A 23,275-nucleotide genomic window follows, 5' to 3' on the forward strand; every position below is an offset into this window, starting at 1 on the left:
TAGCTATAGCACACTTTATGTTATTTCGGGTTCTTTGTTCGATCGGCACCGTTTTTCTCCTCATAGCCCTCTACAGCTATTTCATAAATGGTATCTTGGGGAACGGTGTGATTGCACTGATCGCCTTCTGGCAGACTAGAGGAAAAATCGCTCTGCTAACGTGATTCAATAAATGTGTGCCTGACCGAACAATTTAAAAATGAGTGTGCTAAGTCGCCTTCAGCAGATGCCGATTGTTTTGCTTCGACGTTCAAGTAGGACAACATCTCGCCAACATCCGTCCATCTTACCTATTTTTTCTCGGATTCCTATTTCTCGAAAGCCGCAAGCTTTGTGCAAGGCCAGACTTGTTTTATTCTCTGGAAAAATTCCTGCCTGAATTGTCCAAATACCTTCTATTTCAGATGCTCCAATCAGAGCATTCAGCAAAAGATGGCCGATGCCTTTGCCTCGTACTACAGTTGCAACGTAAACACTCACTTCACAAACACCGGCATAAACGCACCTTTCCGAAACAGGGCTGAGTGCCGCCCACCCCGTAATTTGCCCCTCTTTTTCAGCAACCAACCGACATTTTTTCAAATGACCCTTATCCCATATTTCCCATGTGGATACTTCCTGTTCAAATGTGGCGTGACAGGTTTTTATACCTTCAAGATAAATCTCTGCCACTATAGGCCAATCAGATTGGCCCAGTGGACGAATGTTGATTTGACTTGCATTCATTGATTCCTCAAACTTTGCACTAATTTCGTCAACATTTGACAAATCGCTTGAAGATCGTCTCGTAACTCAGTCTTCTGGTTCCCAACTATCAAGCCCAGTTCGAATCCCAGTTCAATGAGCGGGACACATTCAAAAGCAGATCCTCGGGCAATGTAGTAAAAATTTGCTTTGTCTTTTGCATGCCAACGACCAGAACCCTCGGCAAGGTTGAGAGTGATGCTTGTGGCAGCTCTATTGAGCTGATCGCACCAACTGTACTGGTTTTTGATCTCTTTGGTAATTGTCAGAATCTTTTTGGAGAAACTGAAAGCTCTTTTATAAACATCCAAGCCTTCAAACGCAAACTGATCATTCATAAGTTTTTTCCGAAAAACGAATTACGAAGAACGTGAACGAAATTTGGCGTAGTTCGTTGACGTTTTTCGTTCTTCGTGGAAAATTTGTCTGCGCCAAATTTTCTGTGCCCGGGACAGGACTCGAACCTGCATGGTATTGCTACCGTCAGCCCCTCAAGCTGGTGCGTCTACCAATTCCGCCACCCGGGCAATCTACAGTACGGAGCCTTATAAAAGAATGTGTGGTCCGGTGCAAGAGAGAACTATTTCGAAGGCTGGGTTTCCGGGGGTGGGACGTTATCATCCAGCACCGATTTGGAGGTGGTTGGTTTCGCCATCTGGGCCAAGAGAATCGAAGTGACCAGAAAGACAATCGCGGAGACCGTCGTGATTTTGGAAAGTAATGTTGCCGCCCCGCGTGGCCCGAACATCGCCTGCGAACCACCGGCGCCGAAGGTGGCCCCCATATCGGCCCCCTTGCCAGCTTGTAAAAGAACAACGGTGATAAGAAGGATGCAAACGATAAAATGAATGACAGTGATTAAGGTTTCCATGGTAGACTACCTCTGACAGATTTTTATAAATTGGTCAACAACGAGACTCGCCCCACCCACCAGCAGTCCTTCGACGTTTTTCACCCTCAAAAGTTCTTTTGCATTGTCCGGTTTGACACTACCGCCATAGATAATTCTTACCTGATCCGCTGTTGGGGCATCGTAAATCTTGGCGAGGGTATTGCGGATAAAACTGTGGACCTCTCCCACCTGTTCCACCGTGGCGTTGTTCCCGGTTCCGATCGCCCAGACCGGTTCATAAGCGATCACAAAATGTTTGAGGTCGGTCATCGCAATTTCCTGCAAGGCCCGTTTGAGCTGGCGTTCAAGGACCTCCATCGCCTGGCCGGCGTTCCTTTCCTCCACGGTCTCGCCGATACAGAGGATCGGGATCAACTCCTGCATCAGCGCGGCTCTCACCTTTTTGTTGGCGGTTTCGTCGGTTTCCCCGAAGAGGCGGCGCCTTTCGGAGTGGGCGATGAGGACGTACTGACAACCGGCCTCTTTCAGGAAGGAACCGGCAATCTCCCCGGTATAGGCCCCCTCCAGTTCCCAATAGAGGTCTTGACCGGCGGTCTTGAAATCGGTTTCCTGGAGGGCGATATGCGCCGAATAGAGGGTGGTAAAGGGGAGGGCAAAAACGATCTCAAGACCGGTGGTCTCTGCCAGTTTAAAACGGAATTCGGTGAGACGCTTCAGCGTATCACCGATCGTCCCATGCATCTTCCAGTTCGCCACAATGAGATTTGTCATTTAGTCCTCCAAGGCCTTGATCCCCGGGAGTTCTTTTCCTTCCAGGAATTCCAGGGTGGCCCCACCCCCCGTGGAGAGATGGGTGATCTTTGATTCAACACCCGCCATCTTGACGGCCGCCAGTGAATCACCACCACCGGTTACGGAAATCGCCCCGGAATCGGCGATCTCCCTGGCGATGGTGAGGGTCCCCTTGGCAAATGAGGGAAGTTCAAACATCCCCATCGGTCCGTTCCAAAAAATGGTCTTTGCCTCACGGAGGATCTTGCAGAAATTATCCAGTGTCTTCGGTCCGATATCCAGCCCCTTCATCCCCTTCCGAATGTTGGCAGACAAGGTTGTCTCCACCGGAGATCCTTCCCTGGCTTCAGCGGCGACCCGATGGTCTGTCGGCAAATAAATCCTGATCCCTCGGGTCTTGGCCCTCTCCAGGATCCTGCTGGCCAGGTGGACCTTCTCCTCTTCCTTGAGAGAAGCCCCCACCTCAACCCCTTCCGCGGCGAGAAAGGTGTAACTCATCCCCCCGCCGATCAGGAGGGCGTCCACCTTGCCCAAAAGATTCTCGATCACGCCGATTTTATCGGAAACCTTGGCGCCGCCGAGGACGACAACAAACGGTTTTGCCGGTTTGGGTGAATCACCCTTGCCCAGTAGTTTTCCCAAAAATTCAAGCTCTGTTTTGACCAAAAATCCGGCTCCTTTCTCCTTGAAATGGGAGACCATCCCGACGGTCGAGGCATGGGCCCGGTGACAGGTGCCGAAGGCGTCATTGATATAGATATCACCCAGGAGGGCCAACGATTTGGCGAAGGCCGGATCATTTTTTTCCTCTTCTTCATGAAAACGGAGGTTCTCAAGCAAAAGAACCTGTCCTTCTTTTAACTCGTAGACCAACTTCCGGACCGCATCCCCGACACAATCTTCCGGGAAGAGGAGATCCTGCCCCAGGAGTTCCGAGAGGCGTTCACCGATCCGAACAAGACTGTCTTCGGCATGAAATCCTCCCTTGGGGCGTCCCAGATGGGAGGCGAGAATAACACGCCCCTTGTTTTCCAGGGCGTAACGAATAGTCGGGAGCGACTCCCGGATCCGGGTGTCGTCGGTAATGTCACCTTGATCATTGCGGGCCACGTTGAAATCGACACGGAGGAAGACCCGTTTTTCCTTCAGGTCAAATTGGTCGATGAATTTGAGTGACATCGGTTTTTTAAAGATGCTTGGAAACAATCTTGATCAGATCCACCATCCGGTAGGAAAAACCGATTTCGTTATCATACCAGGCCAGCACCTTGACCAGGTGCTTTTCCAGAACATTGGTGGAGAGCATGTCAATGATCGCCGACTCGGTGTTTCCGTTGAAATCGATGGAGACCAGCGGCTCGTAGCAACAGGAAAGTATTCCTTTCAGGGGACCTCCGCCGGCAACCTCAAAGGCCCGGTTCACCGCGGGAATTGAGGCCTCTTGTTCCACTTCGCAAACCAGATCGATCAATGAAACATTGGGAGTCGGCACACGGATTGAAATGCCATCCAGTTTTCCCTTGAGCTCCGGAAGGACAACCCCGATCGACTTAGCCGCGCCAGTGGTTGTCGGGATCTGGCTCAAGGCACCGGCGCGGGCCCGGCGGAGATCTTTGTGATACTTGTCCAGAATTTTCTGGTCGTTGGTGTAGGAGTGGATCGTTGTCATAAAACCGCGGCGGATTTTAAAGTTTTCATGCAAAATCTTGACCACAGGGGCAAGACAGTTTGTGGTGCAAGAGGCGTTGGAAATAATCTGGTGTTTGGCCGGGTCGTAAGTCTTCTCATTCACCCCGACCAGCAAGGTGGCATCGGCTTCTCTACCGGGGGCGGAGATGATAACCTTCTTGACACCTTGCACGAGGTGTTTTGCCGCCGCCGGGCGAGCGGTAAATTTCCCCGTACACTCCAGGACAAGGTCGACATTTTCCTCCCTCCACGGAATTTCGGAGGGTTCCTGGTGCGAGACAAGCCGGATCCTCTTCCCATTAATCGAAAGATGACCATCCTCCCCCTTGAGATCGGCATGAAGACGCCCATGAATCGAATCATATTTGAGGAGGTGGGCAAAACCGGCCGGGTCGATCTTGTCATTGATCATCACAATGTCAAAATCGTCAAAAGAGCCCTCCACCCAGGCGCGGAGGATCCCTTTCCCGATGCGTCCCAACCCATTGATTCCAACGCGGGTTTTCATGGCGGGGCGAAAGTATACAGCTTTGAACCCCTCCGTCAATGGTGATTTTGCCAAGGGCCCCCTTGACAAGGGGAAAAGAATCACTATATTCCCCCCGCCTTTGAAGAAGTCTAAAAGAGGCTGTTGAAAGGTCATTTAAGAGCAACCTTAAATTTAAAAGGAGGGAGTTATGGCCGAGAAGAAACTAAAGATCCGTCCGTTGCAAGACAGGGTCCTGGTGAAGAGACTGGAAGAGGAGGAAAAAACCAAGGGGGGTATCATTATCCCTGATTCTGCCAAGGAGAAGCCGCAAGAAGGGAAAGTGATTGCGGTCGGCAAGGGGAAGGTCTTGGAAGATGGTAAAATCTCTCCGCTGGATGTCAAGGTTGGGGATAAGATCCTTTTTTCCAAGTACTCCGGAGCTGAGGTCAAGATTGAAGGGGAGGAACATCTTATTTTGAAGGAAGACGATATTTTAGGAATCGTCGAATAAATTAACATTATTTAAGGAGGCACTACCTATGTCAGCAAAAGATATCATCTATGATCAGAAGGCCCGCGAGTCGATCCTGAAGGGGGTCAACAAACTGGCGGATGCCGTCAAGGTAACCCTTGGTCCAAAGGGACGAAACGTTATCCTGGAAAAATCGTTCGGCTCTCCGACCATCACCAAAGACGGGGTCACGGTGGCGAAGGAGATTGAGCTCGAGGACAAATTCGAAAACATGGGGGCCCAGATGGTGAAGGAGGTGGCCTCCAAGACCTCCGATGTGGCTGGTGACGGAACCACGACGGCGACTGTTCTGGCCCAGGCGATCTTTCGCGAAGGGGCGAAGATTGTTTCTGCCGGTCACAACCCGATGGCGGTGAAGCGCGGGATTGAAAGGGCGGTTGAGGCGGTGACGACGGAACTGAAGGCGATTGCGAAGCCGACCAAGGACCGAAAGGAAATCGCCCAGGTGGGTACCATCTCCGCAAACAATGATGAAAAAATAGGGAATATCATTGCCGAGGCGATGGACAAGGTTGGCAAGGAAGGGGTCATCACGGTGGAAGAGGCCAAGTCGATGGAGACCACCCTTGACGTGGTGGAAGGGATGCAATTTGACCGTGGTTACCTTTCTCCCTATTTTGTGACCGATCCGGAAAGGATGGAAGTCGTCCTCGAGGATCCTTATATTTTGATTAATGAAAAGAAAATTAGTGCCATGAAGGAGCTTCTGCCGGTATTAGAGGCGGTAGCCCGTTCCGGTCGTCCCCTCCTGATTGTTGCTGAGGATGTTGAGGGAGAGGCGCTGGCAACGCTGGTTGTGAACAAGCTCCGTGGTACCTTGCAGTGCGCCGCTGTCAAGGCCCCTGGTTTTGGGGATCGTCGCAAAGCGATGTTGGATGATATTGCGACCTTAACCGGCGGGAAGTGTCTTGCCGAGGAGCTGGGTCTCAAACTGGAGGCGGTGGAGCTCAAGGACTTGGGCCGTGCGAAGAGGATCACGATCGACAAGGACAACACCACGATCATTGATGGGGCCGGCAAGAAGGCCGACATTGAGGGGCGTGTGAAACAGATCCGAGCCCAGGTCGAGGAAACCACCTCTGATTACGACAAGGAGAAACTGCAGGAGAGACTCGCCAAGCTGGTCGGTGGTGTAGCCGTCATCAATGTGGGGGCTGCGACCGAGACGGAGATGAAGGAAAAGAAGGCCCGTGTGGAGGATGCCCTCCATGCTACCCGTGCCGCCGTGGAGGAAGGAATCGTCCCGGGCGGTGGTGTGGCGTTGATCCGTTGCTTGCAGGTTCTTGATAAATTGAAAATCTCCCCGGAGGAGCAGTTCGGGGTGAATATTGTGAAGAAGGCGATTGAGGAACCTCTCCGTTGGATCGCACAAAATGGCGGCCTGGAAGGGGCCATTGTTGTGGAGGAGGTCAAGAAAGGGCAGGCGGCCTATGGTTACAATGCCGAGGCCGGCCGTTTCGAAGACCTGTTGAAGGCCGGGATCATTGATCCCGCCAAGGTCGCCCGTTGCGCTCTTCAGAACGCGGCCTCGGTGGCCTCTCTCCTCCTGACAACGGAGGCGATGGTTGCCGAAAAGCCGGAGTTAAAGGAGAAGATGCCCCCAATGCCTCCGGGCGGCGGGATGATGTAAGCTCCTATAATTCAATTGACTTCAAAAGCCCCGACGCGCTAGAAGGGATGCGGCGCGCGGGGCTTTTGTCTTTTAGGAAAAGGAAGGAACCATTCACGTGAGTCGTTTCCATTGGGCGAATCGCCCTTGGGTGAAGCACCCTGGGTCGGCCGTCGCCGCCGCTTTTCTCTTTTGCTCCCCGGCGCCGCTCTTCGCGGTTGATTTTTCCGCCCACGGCTATTACCGGAACCGGACCGTTACCTTTCACGACCTGGATACCCAACAACCCAATAGTGGTGTCGCTCAACCCGGCTTAGGGGATAAACCATGCAAACCGGATGCCTCACAGGCTGGTCAACCGGGGGACAACGACTGTTTCGGCAGTATCCTCTTCAACCAACATCGGCTTCGTGTGGAACCGATGCTCAAGGTCAATGACAACATCTCCTTTCATATGCAGATGGATATTGTCGATAATCTCATCTTTGGGACGGAGAAGACCAAACAGCTCGATTTTGTCTCTCCGATTGTCGGGACCGTCCAACTCCCCGGTTCCGGAGGGGCCTTGGGGGTCGTGGGGGGGGAGGCGGGGGAGAACAAGGTTCTTCATATCCGCAGGGCCTGGGTTAATCTCTTGACCCCGATGGGGGTTTTTCGTTTTGGACGTCAGCCCTCCCATTGGGGGCTTGGGATCTTTCAGAATGATGGCAACGGGATTGAGGATGACTTTGGCGATACCTTTGACCGGATCCTTTATCTGGCCGCCCTGGATACCGAAAAGGCGGGGACGTTCAGTTTTGGCACAGTGGCTGATATCACCTTTGCCAATCAGCGAGATCCGAGGATCAGCGGTCTTGGGGGGGCGATCCGTGGGGTGACAGAGGATATGCGGCAGTTCGCCGGGATCCTCATGTATGAAAAAGAGGGGGAAAACGCCGCCTTTTCACTCGGGACCTTTTCCGGGATCCGCTATCGCAACGGGAAGGAAGGGGATACGACGACAACGGCGCGTCGGGTCCTGGATGCCGACAACAACGGGATCCCCGATCTGGATGCGAGCGGGAATTCCCAGCTGACCGATCCCCTCCCGGCAGGTCATGACGGGAACACCTTTCTCTATTTTGCCGATATCTACACCAAGCTAAAATTCTTGAGGCACTACAAGATCCAGCTGGAGTACGTTTACCTGGGTGGCAAGCTCTCCACAGGCCTCGCGATTGATGCCGTTCCCTTTAATAATCTTCCGGCCAATGCCCTCGGGCCGTATGAACTTGCGGATCAAAACAAATTTCAGGTCCATATGGCGGCGATGGAGGCGGAGGCGAATTACGATTTTGGCGAATTCCTGCTCCAGAGTGGTTTCGCCTCAGGCGATTCAGACCCGCTCTCCAGCAAGATCACCCAGTTTGGTTTTAGACCGGACTATCAGTTGGGGCTGTTGATGTTTCATGTCCCCTTGGGGCGTTCGCCATCCATCACCCAGGCCAACGGCAACGGCCAGGGGAGCCGCCTGCTGGTGGGGGGAGTCCCGGTGACCGGCAATTTCATCAATAATACCATTTACACCGCCCTGGGTTACAAACATCACCTGAATATCCAGAGCCTGATCCCCAAGAGCCGGGATGTGAAGGCCGGTGTCAAGGTTATTACTGGCTGGACCCACCAGTCCAACTTTAACATCGATTTTTCCGAAATTACCGGGATTCAGGGGCTCCCCAGGGTGACCAACAGCAAGCGGTGGTATGGGATTGAAGTAGATTCGAGCCTTGAGGGACGGTTCTTTGATTTCCTTCTGGCCCGGCTGGATACCGGTTTTCTCCTCCCCGGTTCGGCCTATGATGTCGATGTGAACGTCTTTGATCCCGGCAACCTCTCCGCCGTCAACACCATCCCGTTTGATGGGGCCAACTGGGCCTTCGGTCTTCGCGGAACCATCGCTGTCGAATTCTAGTGCCGCATCCAAGAAATTCCTTTACATGGACAACAGAACGATCGGGTTGGTCTTAAAAAAATTGGAGGCGGTTCTTCCGCAGTGGAAGATTCCGGTGGTCGGGGTGATGGCGGAGCGTCCCGGAGATAGGGCCTTTCATGTCCTGATCAGCACGATCATTTCCCTCCGGACAAAAGATGCCGTGACCGAACAGGCCAGCCTTCGGCTGTTTGATCAGGCCAAGACACCGCAGGAGATGGTTCGGCTTTCGAGGGGAAAGATTCGGAAATTAATCTACCCGGCCGGTTTTTATCGCACGAAGGCCAAAAACATCATTGAGGTTTGCCGTCTCCTCATCCAAAGGCATGGGGGCCGGGTTCCGAGGAAGATGGAAGAATTGTTGGCCCTACCCGGTGTGGGCCGGAAAACGGCAAACCTCGTCATAACGGTTGGCTACGATGACTACGGCATCTGTGTGGACACGCACGTCCACCGGATCAGCAATCGCTGGGGGTATGTGAGGACAAAAACACCGGAGGAAACAGAAATGGTCCTGCGCCGGCAGTTGCCCAAAAGGTATTGGAAAACTTACAACGATATTCTTGTCACGTTTGGTCAGAACCTCTGTCACCCGACCTCTCCCTGGTGTTCCAAATGCCCTGTTGAGAGTCACTGTCCCCGGATCGGGGTGAAAAGATCACGTTGACCTTTGAGGTGCGATGATCCACAATACTTTTAGATCCTGATGAAATTGACATTCTACGGCGCCGCAGAGACAGTCACCGGTTCCAAATTCCTGATCGAAAACAAAAACAATTTTTTGATTGATTGTGGCCTTTTTCAGGGGTCCAAGGAGCTCCGGGTCAAGAATTGGGACCCCCCCCCTTTTGATCCGGCTTCTGTCAAGGCGGTCTTCCTGACCCATGCCCATATTGATCACAGCGGTTATATCCCCCTCCTCGTGAAGCATGGGTTTCACGGAAAGGTCCTGACGACGGAGGCGACCGCGGAACTTTGTTCTATCCTTTTGCCGGATTCGGGACACCTTCATGAAGAAGATGCCCGGTATGCCAACAAACAGGGTTTTTCAAAACACCATCCGGCCCTTCCTCTCTATACGGAGGAAGAGGCGCGGGCCTCTTTGCGGTTTTTTGAGACCTGGCCGATGGAAAAGAATTTTCTGGTGAACGAAGAAGTCGAGGCAACCTTTCATCCGGCCGGTCATATCCTGGGCGCCTCTCTGGTGGAGCTTCGGTTCCAGTACGGCAAGAAGAGGGTTCTCTTTACTGGTGATCTTGGCCGTCCCCATTCTCCGTTTATGATCAAGCCGGCCAAAATCCTGAAGGCCGATTATCTGGTCATTGAATCAACCTACGGGAACAGGGAACATTCCGATGATGATGTACGGGACCGGTTTCAGGAGATTGTGAATTCGACTGCGGCCAGAGGAGGGACAATCCTCATCCCTTCGTTTGCCGTCGAAAGGGCCCAGGAGGTGATTTACCTCCTCCGCCAACTGAAGGAAAAGGGGAAAATCCCGGACCTGCCGATTTATGTGAACAGTCCTTTGACCATTGATGCGACAGAAATCTTTCGTAAATACCCGGAGGGGCACAAGATCAGCCCGCGATTACTGACCGATCATGCGACGAACCCCCTGGAGTGCGGGAATCTCCATTTCGTTCATGAATCATCGGAGTCCAAAAGGCTTGGCAGTCTGAATTCGCCGGTAATTATCATCTCCGGTTCCGGGATGGCGGAGGGGGGGCGGATCCTGCACCACCTGAAGCAAAAACTGCCTCAGGCCAGAAATACGGTCGTCTTCGTCGGTTTTCAGGCGGAAGGGACGCGCGGCCGTGCCCTGATTGGGGGGGCGGCGGCGGTCAAGATTCACGGAGAGACGATCCCCGTCCATGCCCGCATCGAACATATCGACAGCCTCTCGGCCCACGCGGACTATCGCGAAATCCTCACCTGGCTTGCCAACTTTGAAAAACCGCCGCGGATGACCTATATTGTCCATGGCGAGAAAGAGGCGGCGGAGAGTCTTCAGCAGAAAATAAAAACCAAATTCGGTTGGAAAACGACTATCCCCAAATACGGTGAGTCGTTTGATTTGTAAGTAACAGGGGCTCGCGTCGCCCCCTCCACCGGCCGAGCCGGATGGAGCCTCCCCCTCAACGGCCCTTTGGGCCTGTTTTATTTTAATCGTTGTTCTATCGTTGCCCTTCTGTCTTCATACCCGGCCGGGTCGTAGTGGATCGTGACGTGGGAGTTTGGGATCCGGTTTTCGATGGCAAGCCGGAGCGATTCTGTCAATTCATGGGCCTCTTCAAAACTCTTGGCCCGGTCGACATCGATATGGAATTCAATCAGCTTCCGTGATCCGGAGCGGCGGGAACGAAAATCGTGGTAGTCGGTAATGTGGGGTTGGTAGCCTCGAATAATGGTATTCACCTCTTCCCGGTAGTGGTACGGGAGCGCCTTGTCCATCAACTCATCCAAGGCCTCTTTGGCCAGACGACCGGCTCCCCAAAGGATAGAAAGGGTGAGCCCGAGGCTCACTATCGGGTCAATGAGTGTCCATCCGGTCTGCTGGATCAGGACCAGTGCGACAATAATGCCGGTGTTGGTAAAGATGTCGGTCGCGTAGTGAAGGGCGTCCGCCTTCAGGGTGAGAGATTCCGTTTTTGCCGCTGTCTTCCGGAGGTATCGGACAAGGATCAGGCTCACCACGATCGAAAAAACCATCATCCCGATCCCGAGCGGGATCTGGCTTAATTGTTCATCATGAAGCATCCTTTGGGTAGCGGCGTAGATCAGCGCCCCTGCCGAGGCAAAGATAAATAAGGATTGGAAGAGGCCAGCCAACCCTTCCGCCTTGCCATGCCCAAAGGGGTGGTCTTCATCGGCCGGTTTGTCGGCGATCCGTATCGAGAGGTAGTTGACCAGTGAACTGAAGAGATCCAGGAGCGAATCGAGGGCCGAGGCGATCAGGGCGAGGGAATGGCTGGCCACCCCAACGGCCAGCTTTAAAATAAAAAGGGCCACGGAGACCCCGACGGAAAAGAGGACCGCTTTTTTCTTTCTCCCTTCCGGTGTCAACGGATGTTGCACAGGAAGACCTCTAGCCTGTTTTGGGCCGATTGGCAATCACCCCTTGACGCAACTTTTCAAAAGTCTTAAGTCTTGTCCCGTCATGCGTTGTCAAACGGAATACCTCTGGTTCCAGACCAAGAACAAAAAGGAACTGATCAATATTACGGAGGAGATCGGGCATTTCGTCAAAAAATCAGAGGTCCAGGAGGGGCTCTGTCTCGTCTCGGCGATGCATATTACCGCCGGGATCTGGGTCAATGATGAAGAGGGGGGGTTAAAGAAGGATTTAATGAAATGGCTCGAAGAACTGGCCCCCGCCGGGGACTACCTCCATCACCAAACCGGCGAGGATAACGCCGATGCCCACCTCAAAAGAACCCTGACCCATCACCAGGTCACCCTGCCGATCACCAAGGGAAAACTGGACTTGGGCCCCTGGGAGCAGATCTTCTATGCCGAATTCGACGGCCAGCGCAAAAAACGGGTCGTCATGAAGGCGTTGGGTGAATAACCAGCTGTAATCGTAGGAAATTTCTAGAAAAATTAACAGCAACTTAAAGTTGCTTCAAGCCGATATTCCAGGCATGGCTGGTCCCGGTTCTATCGATCCTAAAGCCCCGACTGGTTCCCCTCCATCCGTTGAGGATGGCGATAACGATCCTTCGGGTTTTGTCGAACTCTCCCCCGATCCCCCCTCGCCGGGAGACCATTTTTTGCCGGTGCCGGACGGGGTTGAGGTGACTCTTGAGGATGCTCCTCCTGTTATTCCCTCTGGGACCGGCGCCTTACTGGTGGGTCCCACGGGGGAAATAATCCCCGCCGCGCCGGCCGTGGAGGAGGCGATTTTTGAAGATGGGGCCGGGATGCAAAGGGGATACTTCCGGTTTTCACCGCTGTCGTCCTCGGCGGGAGATATTGTCGTCTATCTGACAGGACCGGATTCTCATACCGATCTCTCCACACATATCTTGATTCAAACGCTTACCGGCGCCGGCTTTTCCACCTACACCTATATCCCTCCCTTCTCCCTCGATATTGATTATCATACCGGGACACTCTCCCGCTTTCTGGATCGGGTGAGGGGCGAGAATCCGGGGAGAAGGATCCACCTGGTGACCTGCAGTTCCAGTGCGGTGATTGCCAGGCGTTATTTGGAGGAGTCCCCGGCCGCTGTCTCTAGTTTTGTGGCGGTGGTCCCCGCGTTCGAGATCACTCAGGAACATGCCGCCGCCTGGGAACGCCTGGGGAAACCGATTCCAGCCAATATCTATTCCTGGCCGGCAAGGCCGGTGGAGACCCCGGCGCTCTTTATCCTGGCAGGAGATGACCGGTCGGCCATCAATGACCGGTCACTGGCCGATTTGAGGGATCACTTTGGCGGGTATCGCCATCATGTCGTCTTTCCCGGTCGTCAGCATGAGATCTTCTTGACGGACACTGGGGAACGCCGACTGGCCGCGATGGAAGTGACCGCCGCCGTGGCCCGCTTCCTCCTCGAAAGACCGTATGAACCGGAGTTTCCGCTAACCCTTCATGATGGATCTGGGAGAAATGCCTGCTTTCGTCAAGCGATTACCCAGCGAACACAGTTTTGGGAAGGGGTGGCCCAGATCTTTCAGGAGGTGGCGAGTGGGGGAATCGACCTGGAGACGGCGGGCGCGATGTTTTATGAAGCCCACCCGGATCGGGCGCCTCTGGATCGTCTTCCCCATTATGATCCACAGGGATTTGGACGCCTCCTTCGTGAGATGATGCAACGGGTGGACCATACGCGATATTATTTGGCCAATACATCCGAGACGAGTCGGCTGGAGCCCTCGAGGCTTGTCGAGAGATTGGATGAGATAGAACACCTCCTCTTTGATCTGGCGAACGAGGCGGAGATCATTTTTTACGGGCTTTCTGTCTATAACATCTCGGATGCCACGAATGGAGACAGAAATCGTTTTTTCAGAGTTCTTCACCATGTTGCGAACATACTCGTCAATCTCGTTTCAGAAAATCCGGAACAGGTCAGGAATGGTTTTGAACAACTCCCGGCGGTTCTCGTGGAATTAAGGGGGGTGGTTGGGGACCTTGCCCTGGTGGGGGACCATGCCGCTGTGGCGGTGATGGGAGAGGGGCCGCTCTTTCCCGAAGGGTGGTCCACCCAAGGGGATTTACACGAGGAGGAAAAAAGAGTTCGCGCCCAGTTGGGAGAGCGGCGGGCGCTGTTCCGGCAGGTGGCGATGCGCCGTTTACAGAGATTCTACTGGGATCACCGAGAGGTTTGGCCGGAAGCGGTTCGAGCCAAAGCCGCCGCGATTGACCGGGTGGTGAACCACTTTTTGGCCCTTCAAAGGAAGCAAGATGGTCTGGATGTCCGGGGGCTTGTCCAGCGGTATCTCACCGCCTATCCGGACGTGGCTGATTATCTGCAGGTGACGCTCGATTATTACGGGGCGACCCTCAATGATTTGGAAACCCTCCCGATGCTTTTGCGGATCGTGATTGAGCGGTACAACACCGCGGCGACCGCCATCTATGGGGATATAACCACGATGGAACACACCCCGGAGGAGACCTGGCAGGGACTCCGGGTACAGGTCCGGGCGGCGGCGGCACTTCTCTCACTCCTGGACCAGATCCCGCCTCAAGAGGGACTTGGGAACCCGACGAGAGTTCGGCCAGATATCCTGGCGGTGGTTCGTGAAAGGCTGGAGGCGATCCGGGCCTTGATTGAAAGGAGGGTCTTGGATCAAAGGCCCGGCCCCGAGCCACAGACGGTCTATACCTGGGAAGAGGTGACAACGCTTTTGTCAAACCTTGACCAGGCTTGGGGAGAGGTCGTTGCGGCGGCCCTTTTGATTGATCTTTCCCCTGAACTCATTGCCCGCTTTGAATCACTCCGGGCCCATTTGGGGTTGATGATTGCCGCGAGAGGCCGTTACCGTTCTGTGAGTGGCACCATCCATGCGGTGATTTATCGTCTTTATACGAATCTTGCCGAGCTGATGCGGGGGGCCCACCAATTCCCCTCGGTGGCGGGGAGTTCCGGGGCTGTCGGTGAAGAACCGGTTGGTGAGCGGATGATGACTGAGATGGAACGGGACCTGGACCTTTTGGACAGGACGTTGGCCGAACCGGTTTCTGCCGCTCCTGCGGGAGATGCAGAAAGGACGCAACCATTACTGGGAGGAGCCGATAATGCCGCCACAGGAACAGATTTAAAAGGAGGAGATATGTCGGTCGGAACAGTTGCCGCAAGCCTTGTTGGAACTAGTGTCGTTGCGCAAACAGCCGGTAACCCGCCGGCGGGGGATGGCCCTGTGTCAGAATTTCCGGAAAGCCGCGAACCGGCGGCACCGGCCGGGGATGCCTACCTACAACCTTACGTCCCTCCTTCTTTTGGAGGTCCTGAACGTCCTGAGGATTATGAAGGAGGGGGAGAGATCGGTGAGCGGGGGTTTGAGCCGACCCCATTTTTTGGTGCCTCCGTTGTTGCCGCTGTGAGACGGCTGGTGGCTAGAGGGGGAGGGGATTCTTCCGCCCTGGTAACCAAGGTCTTGAGAGAGATCGAAGAACTGGCCCAGCGGGTAGAGTTGCCGAGGACAGACGATTCTAACGTGGCCTATGCCACCAGGGAATTCGAATTAAGCCGCGCCTTCTTAACGGATCTTCTTCAAGAAGCGCAGACCAATCCTGATACAGCCTTGGCGAGCCTCGTCCTTTCTGTCGCCTATTCGGTGGATCGTCAGAGGGATACCGTTGCTCTGCTCCGAGGAGAGGCAAGGACAACACCCTCTTTGTTGGTGACGCGTATGGATCAAAGACCGGTTGTGGAGACAAGGTCTTATGCTCGTTTATCGGATAATATTTTTTGGGATCGACGTCGCCTCAGTTATCTGGAAGGACGGTTAGCGGGAGGAGTTCCTGTCGAAGAACAGCGGTTTTTTGAAAACCAGAGGGATAAAGCAGGCTGGGATCTCGTCTCTGATCTTCGTGTCCTTATCAGAGAACACCGGGAGAAACTGCTCGTCTCTGTTGAGGGAAGGGGCGCCTTGGATGGCCACCTCCGAGAATTTATTGCCGCTTTGGATCGTCACGTGGCGGTGCTCCGAAGGGTTCGTCCGCTCCTCGAAAAGGGGGATAGAGATCTCTTCAGAGGTTTCCCGAGTGGTCTTGCCGGTCTGGATCAGGAGTTGGCAGACTGCGCATTTGATCTTGAGAGGGCGAGGGGTTTGCTCGCCATTCTTCAGGATCCACCCTATGGCCCTGGTTCCCCTTCCACCCCGACTGCGGCAGGGGGTTCAGCGGCACCGGTGGCCCCTGCCTCGCCTGCGAGTCAAGGCGGGCCAGCAACTCCGGCCGCTTCGGCTAGTTCTATCGGTCCCGATGAATCGAATGTGAGCTATGATGTTGCCGCTTGGGCCACGCTCTGGGATGGGCTGGCTGCTGAGTCACCAGAGGTTCGTCAACGACTCAGGGTATTGACTCTTGGAGGTCCGGCGACAAGGGGTGAACTCTTGGCCGCCTATGGTGTTTCTGCCGATAAATTTGCCGCTGTTCGCGGTGGCTTGGCAATGGTAGATAACGGTTCTCTCGAGGTTGGCCTTCTCGCTCGTGACCTGGCGGCGGTGTTGGTGGCGAGCGGGTCTGACGCTGCGATGACACCGGCGGTTTTTGAACGGGCCGTTGTGAGGGGAATGAGACTCCTTGGTCCAGTCCCTGCCTCAGGGATTCCTGGCGAAGCGGGAGGTCGAGAGGGTCGTGAGCGGTTTGGTGAAAGAGGGGCTCGAGAACCACTCCCTGTCCGGGCGATTGTCCCCTAGAGAGGGGACCCCAGAGAACCTTTCTGAATCTTTAGATCAGTATGCCTCGCAATATGGTTAAAATCTGAGTCATGATGAAACAGGGGCATCTTTGTCCTCATTGATAACTGCGCAATGAGACTGTCCACTGTTTTAGCTTCAACCCCTTTTTTTCTGAGATACCCTCTGAGCAATGCTGCTTCGAAGAAATCCTCTTTTTCTAGAGAGAGAAAAGGCAGGACAGAGAAGTGTTCTTTTAATACTTTGTATTCAGTGTTCCTCTCAGCACCTGAAAGGACCTCAGTAATAACTGGCCCACAGGTTACCACTTGGTCTGCCTGAAGGAGTTCACTGATAATCTCGGCCGTGATAAGATCGGATTGATTAAGAAAATGAATCCATGAGGATGAATCAATCAGAATCACGCCGCATCCTTTCAAGTTCCTTGAGTGTGAGAGTAAAATGAACCTTTCCCCCTAAACGGGCAAAGCTTTCAAGTTTCTTCTGCCTCAAAACGGTTTCAAGAGAAAGGACCACCGCCTCGGTATCCGTCTTGGCCTTGAGGATCTTTTTGACCTGGTTCAACTTGTCCTGCGGCAAGATAAATTGTTTTCGTCTCATTTTAGCCATGTGTATATATTATAGTTTATATACACATCCGTCAATAGTTAACTTTGGGGAGGAGATCAGCCGGGGCCTAGAGCCCCGGCTGATCGTTTTCCCCTTGAGCGAACTACCCTCAACTTCACTCCCCCTTGGCGGGGTTGGTGACCTTGAGATGATGTTTCGGTTTGGCTTCCTTCACCTTCTTTTTCCTCTTGGCCATGGCAGGGCCTGTTCCTGCCAAGAGGGAAGCCAGAACCGCGAAGATCGTCAGTTTCTGATAGAGCTTCATCTTAGTCTCCTCCTTTCTTTGTTTTATTTTGCCGGTCACGGATATGGATCCGGCCATTGACCGGGATCGCATCCAGCACGACATTGATCGAGTTGTCCTTGTTGACAAACCCGATCCCGATCCGGGTCCAGAGGTTTTTCTCCTCGCTACCCCGCTCGGTAATCGTGTAGACATCTTTGAGATTTGTCTCTTCCATAGAAACCTCCTTTGTAAAAGGTTGCTAAGCAAGAGGCGTGCCAAATGGAAAAAACCAGGGAGGGGAGGGGTCTTGAGAAGTGGCTCTCGCAGACCCTCATCACCGTGCAGCCTTAGAATCATGAGGGTCGAGAGCGCAGGCGGACTTTTTGCGGCTGTGGGGCAAAAAGGACCGCCGGCAGTTCGAGAGACTTCTCCCCTCCCTGGTTTTTTTAGGGGGAACAGTTCGATTTTCGAACCGTCGGTTCGATTTTGCTACCGGCTCCGGTGCTACCGGTTCCGGTCGATGACGTAATTGGCCAGCGCCGTCAGCGCCTCTTTTTCAATGGAAGGCTTAAAGAGGACCAGTTCCCCCTTGGCCCGTTCGACGTACCGTTTGGCCAGGTTCAGGGTGTAACTGATCCCGTCATATTTTTGGATAATACTCACAATCTCCTTTAAATGCCCTTCCCCCACTTCCCGGGCGATCAGGGCATCTTTGATAATCCGGACCTCTTCAGACCGCGCCTTTTTGAGGGCGATAATCAGGGGCAGGGTCAATTTTCCCTCGCGGAGGTCGGTTCCTTTCAGTTTCCCGAATTTATCCTGTTCGCTCAAGTAGTCGAGGACGTCATCGGCCAGTTGGAAGGCGATTCCGAGAGAGAGCCCGTAATTCCTCAGGGCGACGGAGAATTCTTCAGAGATATTGCCAAGGATCGCCCCGACCTGACAGGCGGTAGCGATCAGAACGGCGGTTTTATGGGTGACAATCTGCAAATAATCCTCTTCGTTGACATCCATGCTGTTGCTCTTCGCGATCTCCAGGACCTCCCCCTCGGTGGTTTCGATCATCGCATCGGTCACCAGTTTCAGGATCTGGAGATTTTTGAGGGAGACCAGGATATCACAGGCCCGGCAGTAGAAAAAATCCCCAACGAGGACACTGACCTGATTTCCCCACCGGGCATTAGTCGAGACCTTGCCGCGGCGGAGTTCGGCGTTATCGATGACATCGTCATGAAGGAGTGAGGCGGTATGCATGAACTCCAGGGCGGCACCAGATTGGATCGCCGCCTCCCCCTGGGAACCGGCAATTCGGGCAGAGAGGAGGGTTAAGAGCGGCCGGAGCCTTTTTCCCCCGTTTTTGAGGACATATTCGGTGACATGCCGGACAAAAGGGACGCTGGAATGGAGCTTCAGTTGCATCAGCTCTTCAACCTTTTCCAGCTCTTCCCGGACAGGGAGGGCAATTGGGGCGAGTTCCATCATGGGGGTTTTGGATAGCCCTGTGATGGGGGAGTTGTCAAAGAGAATCAATGATGTTAGTTCCCCCTCTCATGCCGGCCTGTTTACTCATCCATGGTTTTACCGCTACCCCCCCCGTCATGGGGTTTCTCAAAAAATCTCTGGAAGAGGCCGGTTTTTTCACGGTGACCCCGGCCCTTGCCGGTCATGGGGGAGACTGGCAGGGGTATGAGGAGAGTGGGTGGCCGGAGTGGTATGAGTCGGTCCGTGTGGCCTATCGGGAGATGGTGGGACGGTATTCCCCCATTTTTGTGGCCGGCCAATCGTTGGGGGGGTTGCTCTCTTTGAAGCTGGCCCTGGATGTTGGGCCGGCGATCCGTGGGGTAACCTGTCTCGCCACTCCGCTTTATCTCGACAGTTTTCTGGCCCGATTTCTCCTGCCAGTGATCTGGAAGACACCGGTCCGTGAAGTTTACCGGTTTCAGCCCAAGTTTGGGCAGGCGAGCCTTGAAGATCCCGAGGGGTTGAGGCAATTCCGCCAATGGAGCCACCCGAAAATGCCGATCCGGGCGATTGTCAGCATCCGTGAACTTCAGGACCAGCTCCGCCCGGCACTGGGGGGATTCAAAACGCCTCTTCAGGTGATCTATTCCCGGAAAGACCCGCTTATTTCCGGCAAGACGAATCGGTTTTTCCGTGAAAAGATCCCGGCCCAAAAGGAGTTCTTGATCTTGGAGCGGTCGGGCCATATTATCTCGATGGATTACGAAAAAGAGGTGGTTGTCCGGAAAATGGTTGAATTTTTCAAGTCGCTCAGTCACAAGGAGGATTCACCCAAAGGGAGAGAGAGATGAAAGACCTCGTTCTTGCGATCGATCAGGGGACCACCGGCACAACGCTCCTCCTCATCAACCATGACCTCCAGATTGTGGGGAAAAAGACGAACGAGATCACCCAGTACTACCCACAGACAGGCTGGGTGGAGCATGACCCAAACGAGATCTGGGAGACCGTCCTTCGCACCCTCAAGGAGCTTCTGCAGGAAACCGGAATTTCTGCCAACCGGGTCGCCGCGATCGGGATCACGAACCAGAGGGAGACGACGATCCTCTGGGACCGGAATCTGGGGGAGACAATCGCCCGGGCGATCGTCTGGCAGGACCGGCGAACCGCCCCGATCTGCCAGGCCTTGAAAAAGAGGGGGCTTGAAAAAAAATTTCAGAAAAAGACTGGGCTCCTGTTAGACCCCTATTTTTCAGGAACAAAGATAAAATGGCTTCTGGACAATATTGAGGGGGCCAGGGAGAAGGCGGTGCAAGGGAGTCTCGCCTTCGGGACGGTCGATTGCTATCTGGTCTATCGGTTGACCGGTGGCCGGGTCCATGTGACGGACGCCTCCAATGCCTCCCGAACCTTGCTCATGGATCTGGCGGAGGTTTCCTGGGATCCAGACCTCTTAAAAATTCTTTCCATCCCGGAAAAGATTCTCCCAAAAATTGTTTCCTGTTCGGAGGTTTATGGTCAAACCAGGGGGGTTGAAGGGTTACCGGATGGGATCCCGATTGCCGGCATGGCAGGGGACCAGCAGGCGGCACTCTTCGGCCAGGCCTGTTTCAATGCGGGGGAGGTCAAATGTACCTATGGCACCGGTTCCTTTCTGGTCATGAATACCGGCTCGAGAATCATTTCCTCCAGGAGCGGAATGTTGACAACGGTGGCCTGGAAGCTGGGGGAGGATGTTGTTTATGCCCTGGAAGGTTCCGCCTTTGTCGCCGGGGCAGCGGTTCAGTGGCTCCGGGATGGCCTGAAGATTATTAAGGAGTCGGCCGAGATTGAGGATCTCGCCTCTCAGGTCCCGGATAGCGGCGGGGTGACCTTCGTGCCGGCCCTGGTTGGTTTGGGGGCACCGTATTGGCGGCCGGAGGCGCAAGGATTGATTAACGGCATCACCCGTGGGACGACCGCCAAACATATTGCCCGCGCCGTCCTTGAGGGGATTGCCTTTCTGCAACACGACATCCTCAAGGCGATGTCGTCGGACCTTGGTAAAAAACTAAAACTCCTCAAGGTCGATGGCGGGGCCTCGGCGAACAATCTTTTAATGCAATTTCAGGCGGACCTCTTAGGGGTTGAAATCATCCGGCCACGGATGGTGGAAACGACAGCCTTGGGGGCCGCCTTCCTGGCGGGGCTGGGAGTCGGTTTTTGGAAGGATATGGAAGACCTGGAGATCGGCTGGAAAGAAGACCGCCGGTTCCGGCCGCAGATGGATAAAAGAGAGGTGGCCCGGCACCTTGCCCGTTGGCAGGAGACGGTTAAAAAGGTGTAGGGACGATTCGTGAATCGCCCTACAGGAAGAAAATCAGCGTGATCAGCCCGAAGACTGGCAGAAGAATCAGGCCGGAATAGAACATGTAGCCCAGGAAAGAGGGGGTTTTAAACCCCATCTCCTCGGCGATCGCCTTCACCATAAAATTTGGTCCGTTCCCGATGTAGGAATTGGCCCCCATGAAGACCGCCCCGCAACTAATCGCCGCCAAAAGTTTTGCAGGGATGGAAATGACTTCCGGCGAGAGGTGCAACCCTTGGGCAAGCGACACAAAGGCCAGGTAAGTGGGGGCGTTATCCAACAAAGAGGAGAGCCCACCGGTCAGCCAGAAGAACTGCCAGGGTTGGGTAATCCCCGATTCGGCCCCATGTTTTTCCAAAAGGATGAGCGCCGGGACCATGGTGATAAAGATCCCCAAAAAGAGAATCGCCACCTCCTTGATTGGGTTCCAGCCAAAACCGTTTTCCTGGCGAACCAATTTTGGGGTAGTAATCAGGGAAAGTCCTGCCATCAACAGCATACCGATCTCCCTCAAAGGGGTTTGGAGAAACACGGAACCGACGACCCCCAGAAGGAAAACAAAATTCCGGACCCCTTCAATCTTAAGCGGCTGTTCCTGGATGACATCCTCAACGATATCCACAGCCGTTTCTTTGCGGTAAGCCAGGCTATCCCAGATAAAAAAAACAAGAAGGACTAACCCGACCGCCACTAGCCACTGGGGGAAGAGACGGAGGGTCCAAAAAAACGGGACGCCGCGGAGATAACCCAAAAAGAGGGGGGGGTCCCCCAGGGGTGTTAGAAGGCCGCCGATGTTACTGACCACAAAGATGAAAAAGACAGGGATGTGAAAAACATGATGCCGTTCACTATTCGTCTTGAGGAATGGCCGGACGAGGAGCATCGAGGCGCCGGTGGTCCCGATAAAATTGGCCAAGAGGGCGCCGATTGCCAGAAAGGTGGTGTTGATCGCCGGCAAGGCCCTCAGGTCACCGGTAAGCCGGATCCCCCCGGAAATGACAAAGAGAGACCCCAGGAGGATGATGAACGAGGTGTATTCGACCAGCGAGTGAAGGAGTGGGCCGGTCTGATGCGGGACAAAAATGGCCAGGACCGGCGCGGAAAAGAGGAGTGCGACAGCCAACTTATTTCTATTTTTCTCCCAAAAATGACTCGCTTTGAGGGGAAGGATGGCGATTGAGAGGAGAAGACCGGCGAATGGAAGGGCAGACCAGAGGGGAAGCGACAAGGTTTCCATCTTCAAAGGATCATATGCGGAGAAAAGAAAATGTCTAGAACTTATCGGGTAAATTGTTTACCCTAGCGAACTAATATGGAGCGCATTCAGAAAATCATCGCCGCCACCGGTCTTTGTTCCAGGCGTCAGGCCGAGGAATGGATCGAACGGGGCCGTGTCTCGGTGAATGGGGAAAAGGCGACCCTCGGGACCAAGGCTTCGATGGTCGACAAAATTCTGGTGGATGGGAAGCCGCTTTCTCCTCCCGCGGGAGAAGAATTCTGGATCCTCCACAAACCGAGAAATGTAATAGTTACCCGACGTGACCCGGAAGGAAGGACTACGATTTACGATCTCCCTTCTGTACAGACGCACCACCGTCTGTCCCTGCTGCCGGTAGGACGACTCGATTTTGATTCCGAGGGGCTCCTCCTTTTAACTTCACGCCGCGACCTAATCCACCGCCTGACCCACCCCCGTTTTGAGGTGCCGCGGACCTATGAGGTAAAGGTCAAGGGGGTTATTTCCAAAGAGACATTGGACCGGATTGGCCAAGGAATTCCCCTGAAAGAAGGGCCGACCAATCGTACAAAAGTCAGGTTGATGAAGATCAATCCCCATAACTGTTGGGTTGAGATCACCCTGAAAGAGGGAAAGAATCGGGAGGTCCGCCGGATTTTTGAGGGGGTGGGTCATCCGGTCCTGCGTCTCAAACGGGTCGCCTTCGGACCGTTCCATCTGGGAGACCTCGCTGTGGGGGCAACAAGGGCCCCGACTGCCGCCGAACGCCAGACCCTGGAGAAGATGGAGAAATTCCTGGATAAAAAGCCCTCGACAACAGACTGACTATAGGCTAGAAGCCCACCCTTCTATTCCAAAGGAGAAGGA

Annotated in this window: 24 protein-coding genes and 1 tRNA gene; 11 read left to right on the forward strand and 14 right to left on the reverse strand. The window is 54.0% G+C overall.

Annotation, left to right across the window (positions count from 1 at the left end; all coding sequences use genetic code 11):
* Nucleotides 1-17 precede the first annotated feature (17 nt).
* Nucleotides 18-164: a hypothetical protein gene (locus tag HYS22_06085; protein ID MBI1909721.1), complete on the forward strand. Its 147-nt coding sequence runs from the start codon at nt 18-20 to the stop codon at nt 162-164.
* A 55-nt stretch (nt 165-219) separates the two neighbouring features.
* On the opposite strand, the gene HYS22_06090 is transcribed toward HYS22_06085, so the two are convergent.
* From HYS22_06090 to gap, 7 genes are all read right to left on the reverse strand, one after another.
* Nucleotides 220-726: an N-acetyltransferase gene (locus HYS22_06090; protein MBI1909722.1), complete on the reverse strand. Its 507-nt coding sequence runs from the start codon at nt 724-726 to the stop codon at nt 220-222.
* Nucleotides 723-1,082, reverse strand: coding sequence for a four helix bundle protein (locus HYS22_06095; GenBank protein MBI1909723.1), 360 nt, complete (start codon nt 1,080-1,082; stop codon nt 723-725). The genes HYS22_06090 and HYS22_06095 overlap by 4 nt, the downstream gene beginning before the upstream one ends.
* 105 nt (nt 1,083-1,187) lie before the next feature.
* Nucleotides 1,188-1,271 (reverse strand) — tRNA-Leu (locus tag HYS22_06100).
* Between the two features lie 53 nt (nt 1,272-1,324).
* Nucleotides 1,325-1,615: a preprotein translocase subunit SecG gene (gene secG / locus HYS22_06105; GenBank protein ID MBI1909724.1), complete on the reverse strand. Its 291-nt coding sequence runs from the start codon at nt 1,613-1,615 to the stop codon at nt 1,325-1,327.
* Nucleotides 1,616-1,621: 6 nt separating this feature from the next.
* Nucleotides 1,622-2,368, reverse strand: coding sequence for a triose-phosphate isomerase (locus HYS22_06110; GenBank protein MBI1909725.1), 747 nt, complete (start codon nt 2,366-2,368; stop codon nt 1,622-1,624).
* Complete coding sequence (locus HYS22_06115; protein MBI1909726.1) at nt 2,369-3,568, reverse strand: phosphoglycerate kinase; 1,200 nt, start codon at nt 3,566-3,568, stop codon at nt 2,369-2,371.
* A gap of 7 nt (nt 3,569-3,575) precedes the next feature.
* Nucleotides 3,576-4,586: a type I glyceraldehyde-3-phosphate dehydrogenase gene (gene gap, locus HYS22_06120; GenBank protein MBI1909727.1), complete on the reverse strand. Its 1,011-nt coding sequence runs from the start codon at nt 4,584-4,586 to the stop codon at nt 3,576-3,578.
* A gap of 169 nt (nt 4,587-4,755) precedes the next feature.
* On the opposite strand from gap, the gene groES reads away from it, so the two are divergent.
* From groES to HYS22_06145, 5 genes are all read left to right on the forward strand, one after another.
* The gene (gene groES, locus HYS22_06125; protein MBI1909728.1) at nt 4,756-5,058 is read left to right on the forward strand and encodes a co-chaperone GroES; all 303 of its coding nucleotides are present in this window, start codon (nt 4,756-4,758) and stop codon (nt 5,056-5,058) included.
* Nucleotides 5,059-5,086: 28 nt separating this feature from the next.
* A complete protein-coding gene (groL, locus tag HYS22_06130; GenBank protein MBI1909729.1) occupies nt 5,087-6,709 on the forward strand; it encodes a chaperonin GroEL in 1,623 nt (540 codons plus the stop codon).
* A gap of 130 nt (nt 6,710-6,839) precedes the next feature.
* Nucleotides 6,840-8,639 carry a hypothetical protein gene (locus HYS22_06135; protein MBI1909730.1) on the forward strand — a complete coding sequence of 600 codons (1,800 nt, stop codon included), beginning with the start codon at nt 6,840-6,842 and terminating at the stop codon, nt 8,637-8,639.
* 25 nt (nt 8,640-8,664) lie between these two features.
* A complete protein-coding gene (locus tag HYS22_06140; GenBank protein MBI1909731.1) occupies nt 8,665-9,324 on the forward strand; it encodes an endonuclease III in 660 nt (219 codons plus the stop codon).
* Between the two features lie 39 nt (nt 9,325-9,363).
* Nucleotides 9,364-10,740, forward strand: coding sequence for an MBL fold metallo-hydrolase (locus HYS22_06145; protein MBI1909732.1), 1,377 nt, complete (start codon nt 9,364-9,366; stop codon nt 10,738-10,740).
* A 77-nt stretch (nt 10,741-10,817) separates the two neighbouring features.
* On the opposite strand, the gene HYS22_06150 is transcribed toward HYS22_06145, so the two are convergent.
* Nucleotides 10,818-11,735, reverse strand: coding sequence for a cation transporter (locus tag HYS22_06150; GenBank protein MBI1909733.1), 918 nt, complete (start codon nt 11,733-11,735; stop codon nt 10,818-10,820).
* Between the two features lie 82 nt (nt 11,736-11,817).
* Here HYS22_06150 and HYS22_06155 point away from each other — a divergent pair, with 82 nt between their 5' ends.
* Together HYS22_06155 and HYS22_06160 are read left to right on the forward strand one after the other, a co-directional pair.
* Nucleotides 11,818-12,228, forward strand: coding sequence for a YjbQ family protein (locus HYS22_06155; GenBank protein MBI1909734.1), 411 nt, complete (start codon nt 11,818-11,820; stop codon nt 12,226-12,228).
* 73 nt (nt 12,229-12,301) lie between these two features.
* The gene (locus HYS22_06160; protein ID MBI1909735.1) at nt 12,302-16,528 is read left to right on the forward strand and encodes a hypothetical protein; all 4,227 of its coding nucleotides are present in this window, start codon (nt 12,302-12,304) and stop codon (nt 16,526-16,528) included.
* On the opposite strand, the gene HYS22_06165 is transcribed toward HYS22_06160, so the two are convergent.
* From HYS22_06165 to HYS22_06185, 5 genes are all read right to left on the reverse strand, one after another.
* Nucleotides 16,525-16,932, reverse strand: a complete 408-nt coding sequence (locus tag HYS22_06165; protein MBI1909736.1) for a PIN domain nuclease — start codon at nt 16,930-16,932, stop codon at nt 16,525-16,527. The genes HYS22_06160 and HYS22_06165 overlap by 4 nt on opposite strands.
* Nucleotides 16,919-17,137 carry a hypothetical protein gene (locus HYS22_06170; protein ID MBI1909737.1) on the reverse strand — a complete coding sequence of 73 codons (219 nt, stop codon included), beginning with the start codon at nt 17,135-17,137 and terminating at the stop codon, nt 16,919-16,921. Before HYS22_06170 ends, HYS22_06165 begins: the two co-directional genes overlap by 14 nt.
* A gap of 115 nt (nt 17,138-17,252) precedes the next feature.
* Nucleotides 17,253-17,402 (reverse strand): hypothetical protein, encoded by a 150-nt coding sequence (locus tag HYS22_06175; GenBank protein ID MBI1909738.1) that lies wholly within the window; start codon nt 17,400-17,402, stop codon nt 17,253-17,255.
* A gap of 1 nt (nt 17,403) precedes the next feature.
* Nucleotides 17,404-17,598: a hypothetical protein gene (locus HYS22_06180; GenBank protein MBI1909739.1), complete on the reverse strand. Its 195-nt coding sequence runs from the start codon at nt 17,596-17,598 to the stop codon at nt 17,404-17,406.
* Between the two features lie 269 nt (nt 17,599-17,867).
* Entirely contained in the window at nt 17,868-18,845 is a 978-nt protein-coding gene (locus tag HYS22_06185; GenBank protein ID MBI1909740.1) for a polyprenyl synthetase family protein, read from the reverse strand.
* A gap of 68 nt (nt 18,846-18,913) precedes the next feature.
* Between HYS22_06185 and HYS22_06190 the strand changes: the two genes are divergently transcribed.
* Together HYS22_06190 and glpK are read left to right on the forward strand one after the other, a co-directional pair.
* Nucleotides 18,914-19,675, forward strand: coding sequence for an alpha/beta fold hydrolase (locus HYS22_06190; protein ID MBI1909741.1), 762 nt, complete (start codon nt 18,914-18,916; stop codon nt 19,673-19,675).
* Nucleotides 19,672-21,150, forward strand: coding sequence for a glycerol kinase GlpK (gene glpK / locus HYS22_06195; GenBank protein MBI1909742.1), 1,479 nt, complete (start codon nt 19,672-19,674; stop codon nt 21,148-21,150). Before HYS22_06190 ends, glpK begins: the two co-directional genes overlap by 4 nt.
* Before the next feature lie 19 nt (nt 21,151-21,169).
* Here the strand turns inward: glpK and HYS22_06200 are convergent, their stop codons facing one another.
* The gene (locus HYS22_06200) at nt 21,170-22,408 is read right to left on the reverse strand and encodes a sodium:proton antiporter (protein MBI1909743.1); all 1,239 of its coding nucleotides are present in this window, start codon (nt 22,406-22,408) and stop codon (nt 21,170-21,172) included.
* A 75-nt stretch (nt 22,409-22,483) separates the two neighbouring features.
* Between HYS22_06200 and HYS22_06205 the strand changes: the two genes are divergently transcribed.
* Nucleotides 22,484-23,233: an rRNA pseudouridine synthase gene (locus tag HYS22_06205; GenBank protein ID MBI1909744.1), complete on the forward strand. Its 750-nt coding sequence runs from the start codon at nt 22,484-22,486 to the stop codon at nt 23,231-23,233.
* Nucleotides 23,234-23,275 lie beyond the last annotated feature (42 nt).

Source organism: Deltaproteobacteria bacterium, from assembly GCA_016177765.1.
Classification (GTDB): Bacteria; UBA10199; UBA10199; order JACPAL01; family JACOUP01; genus JACOUP01.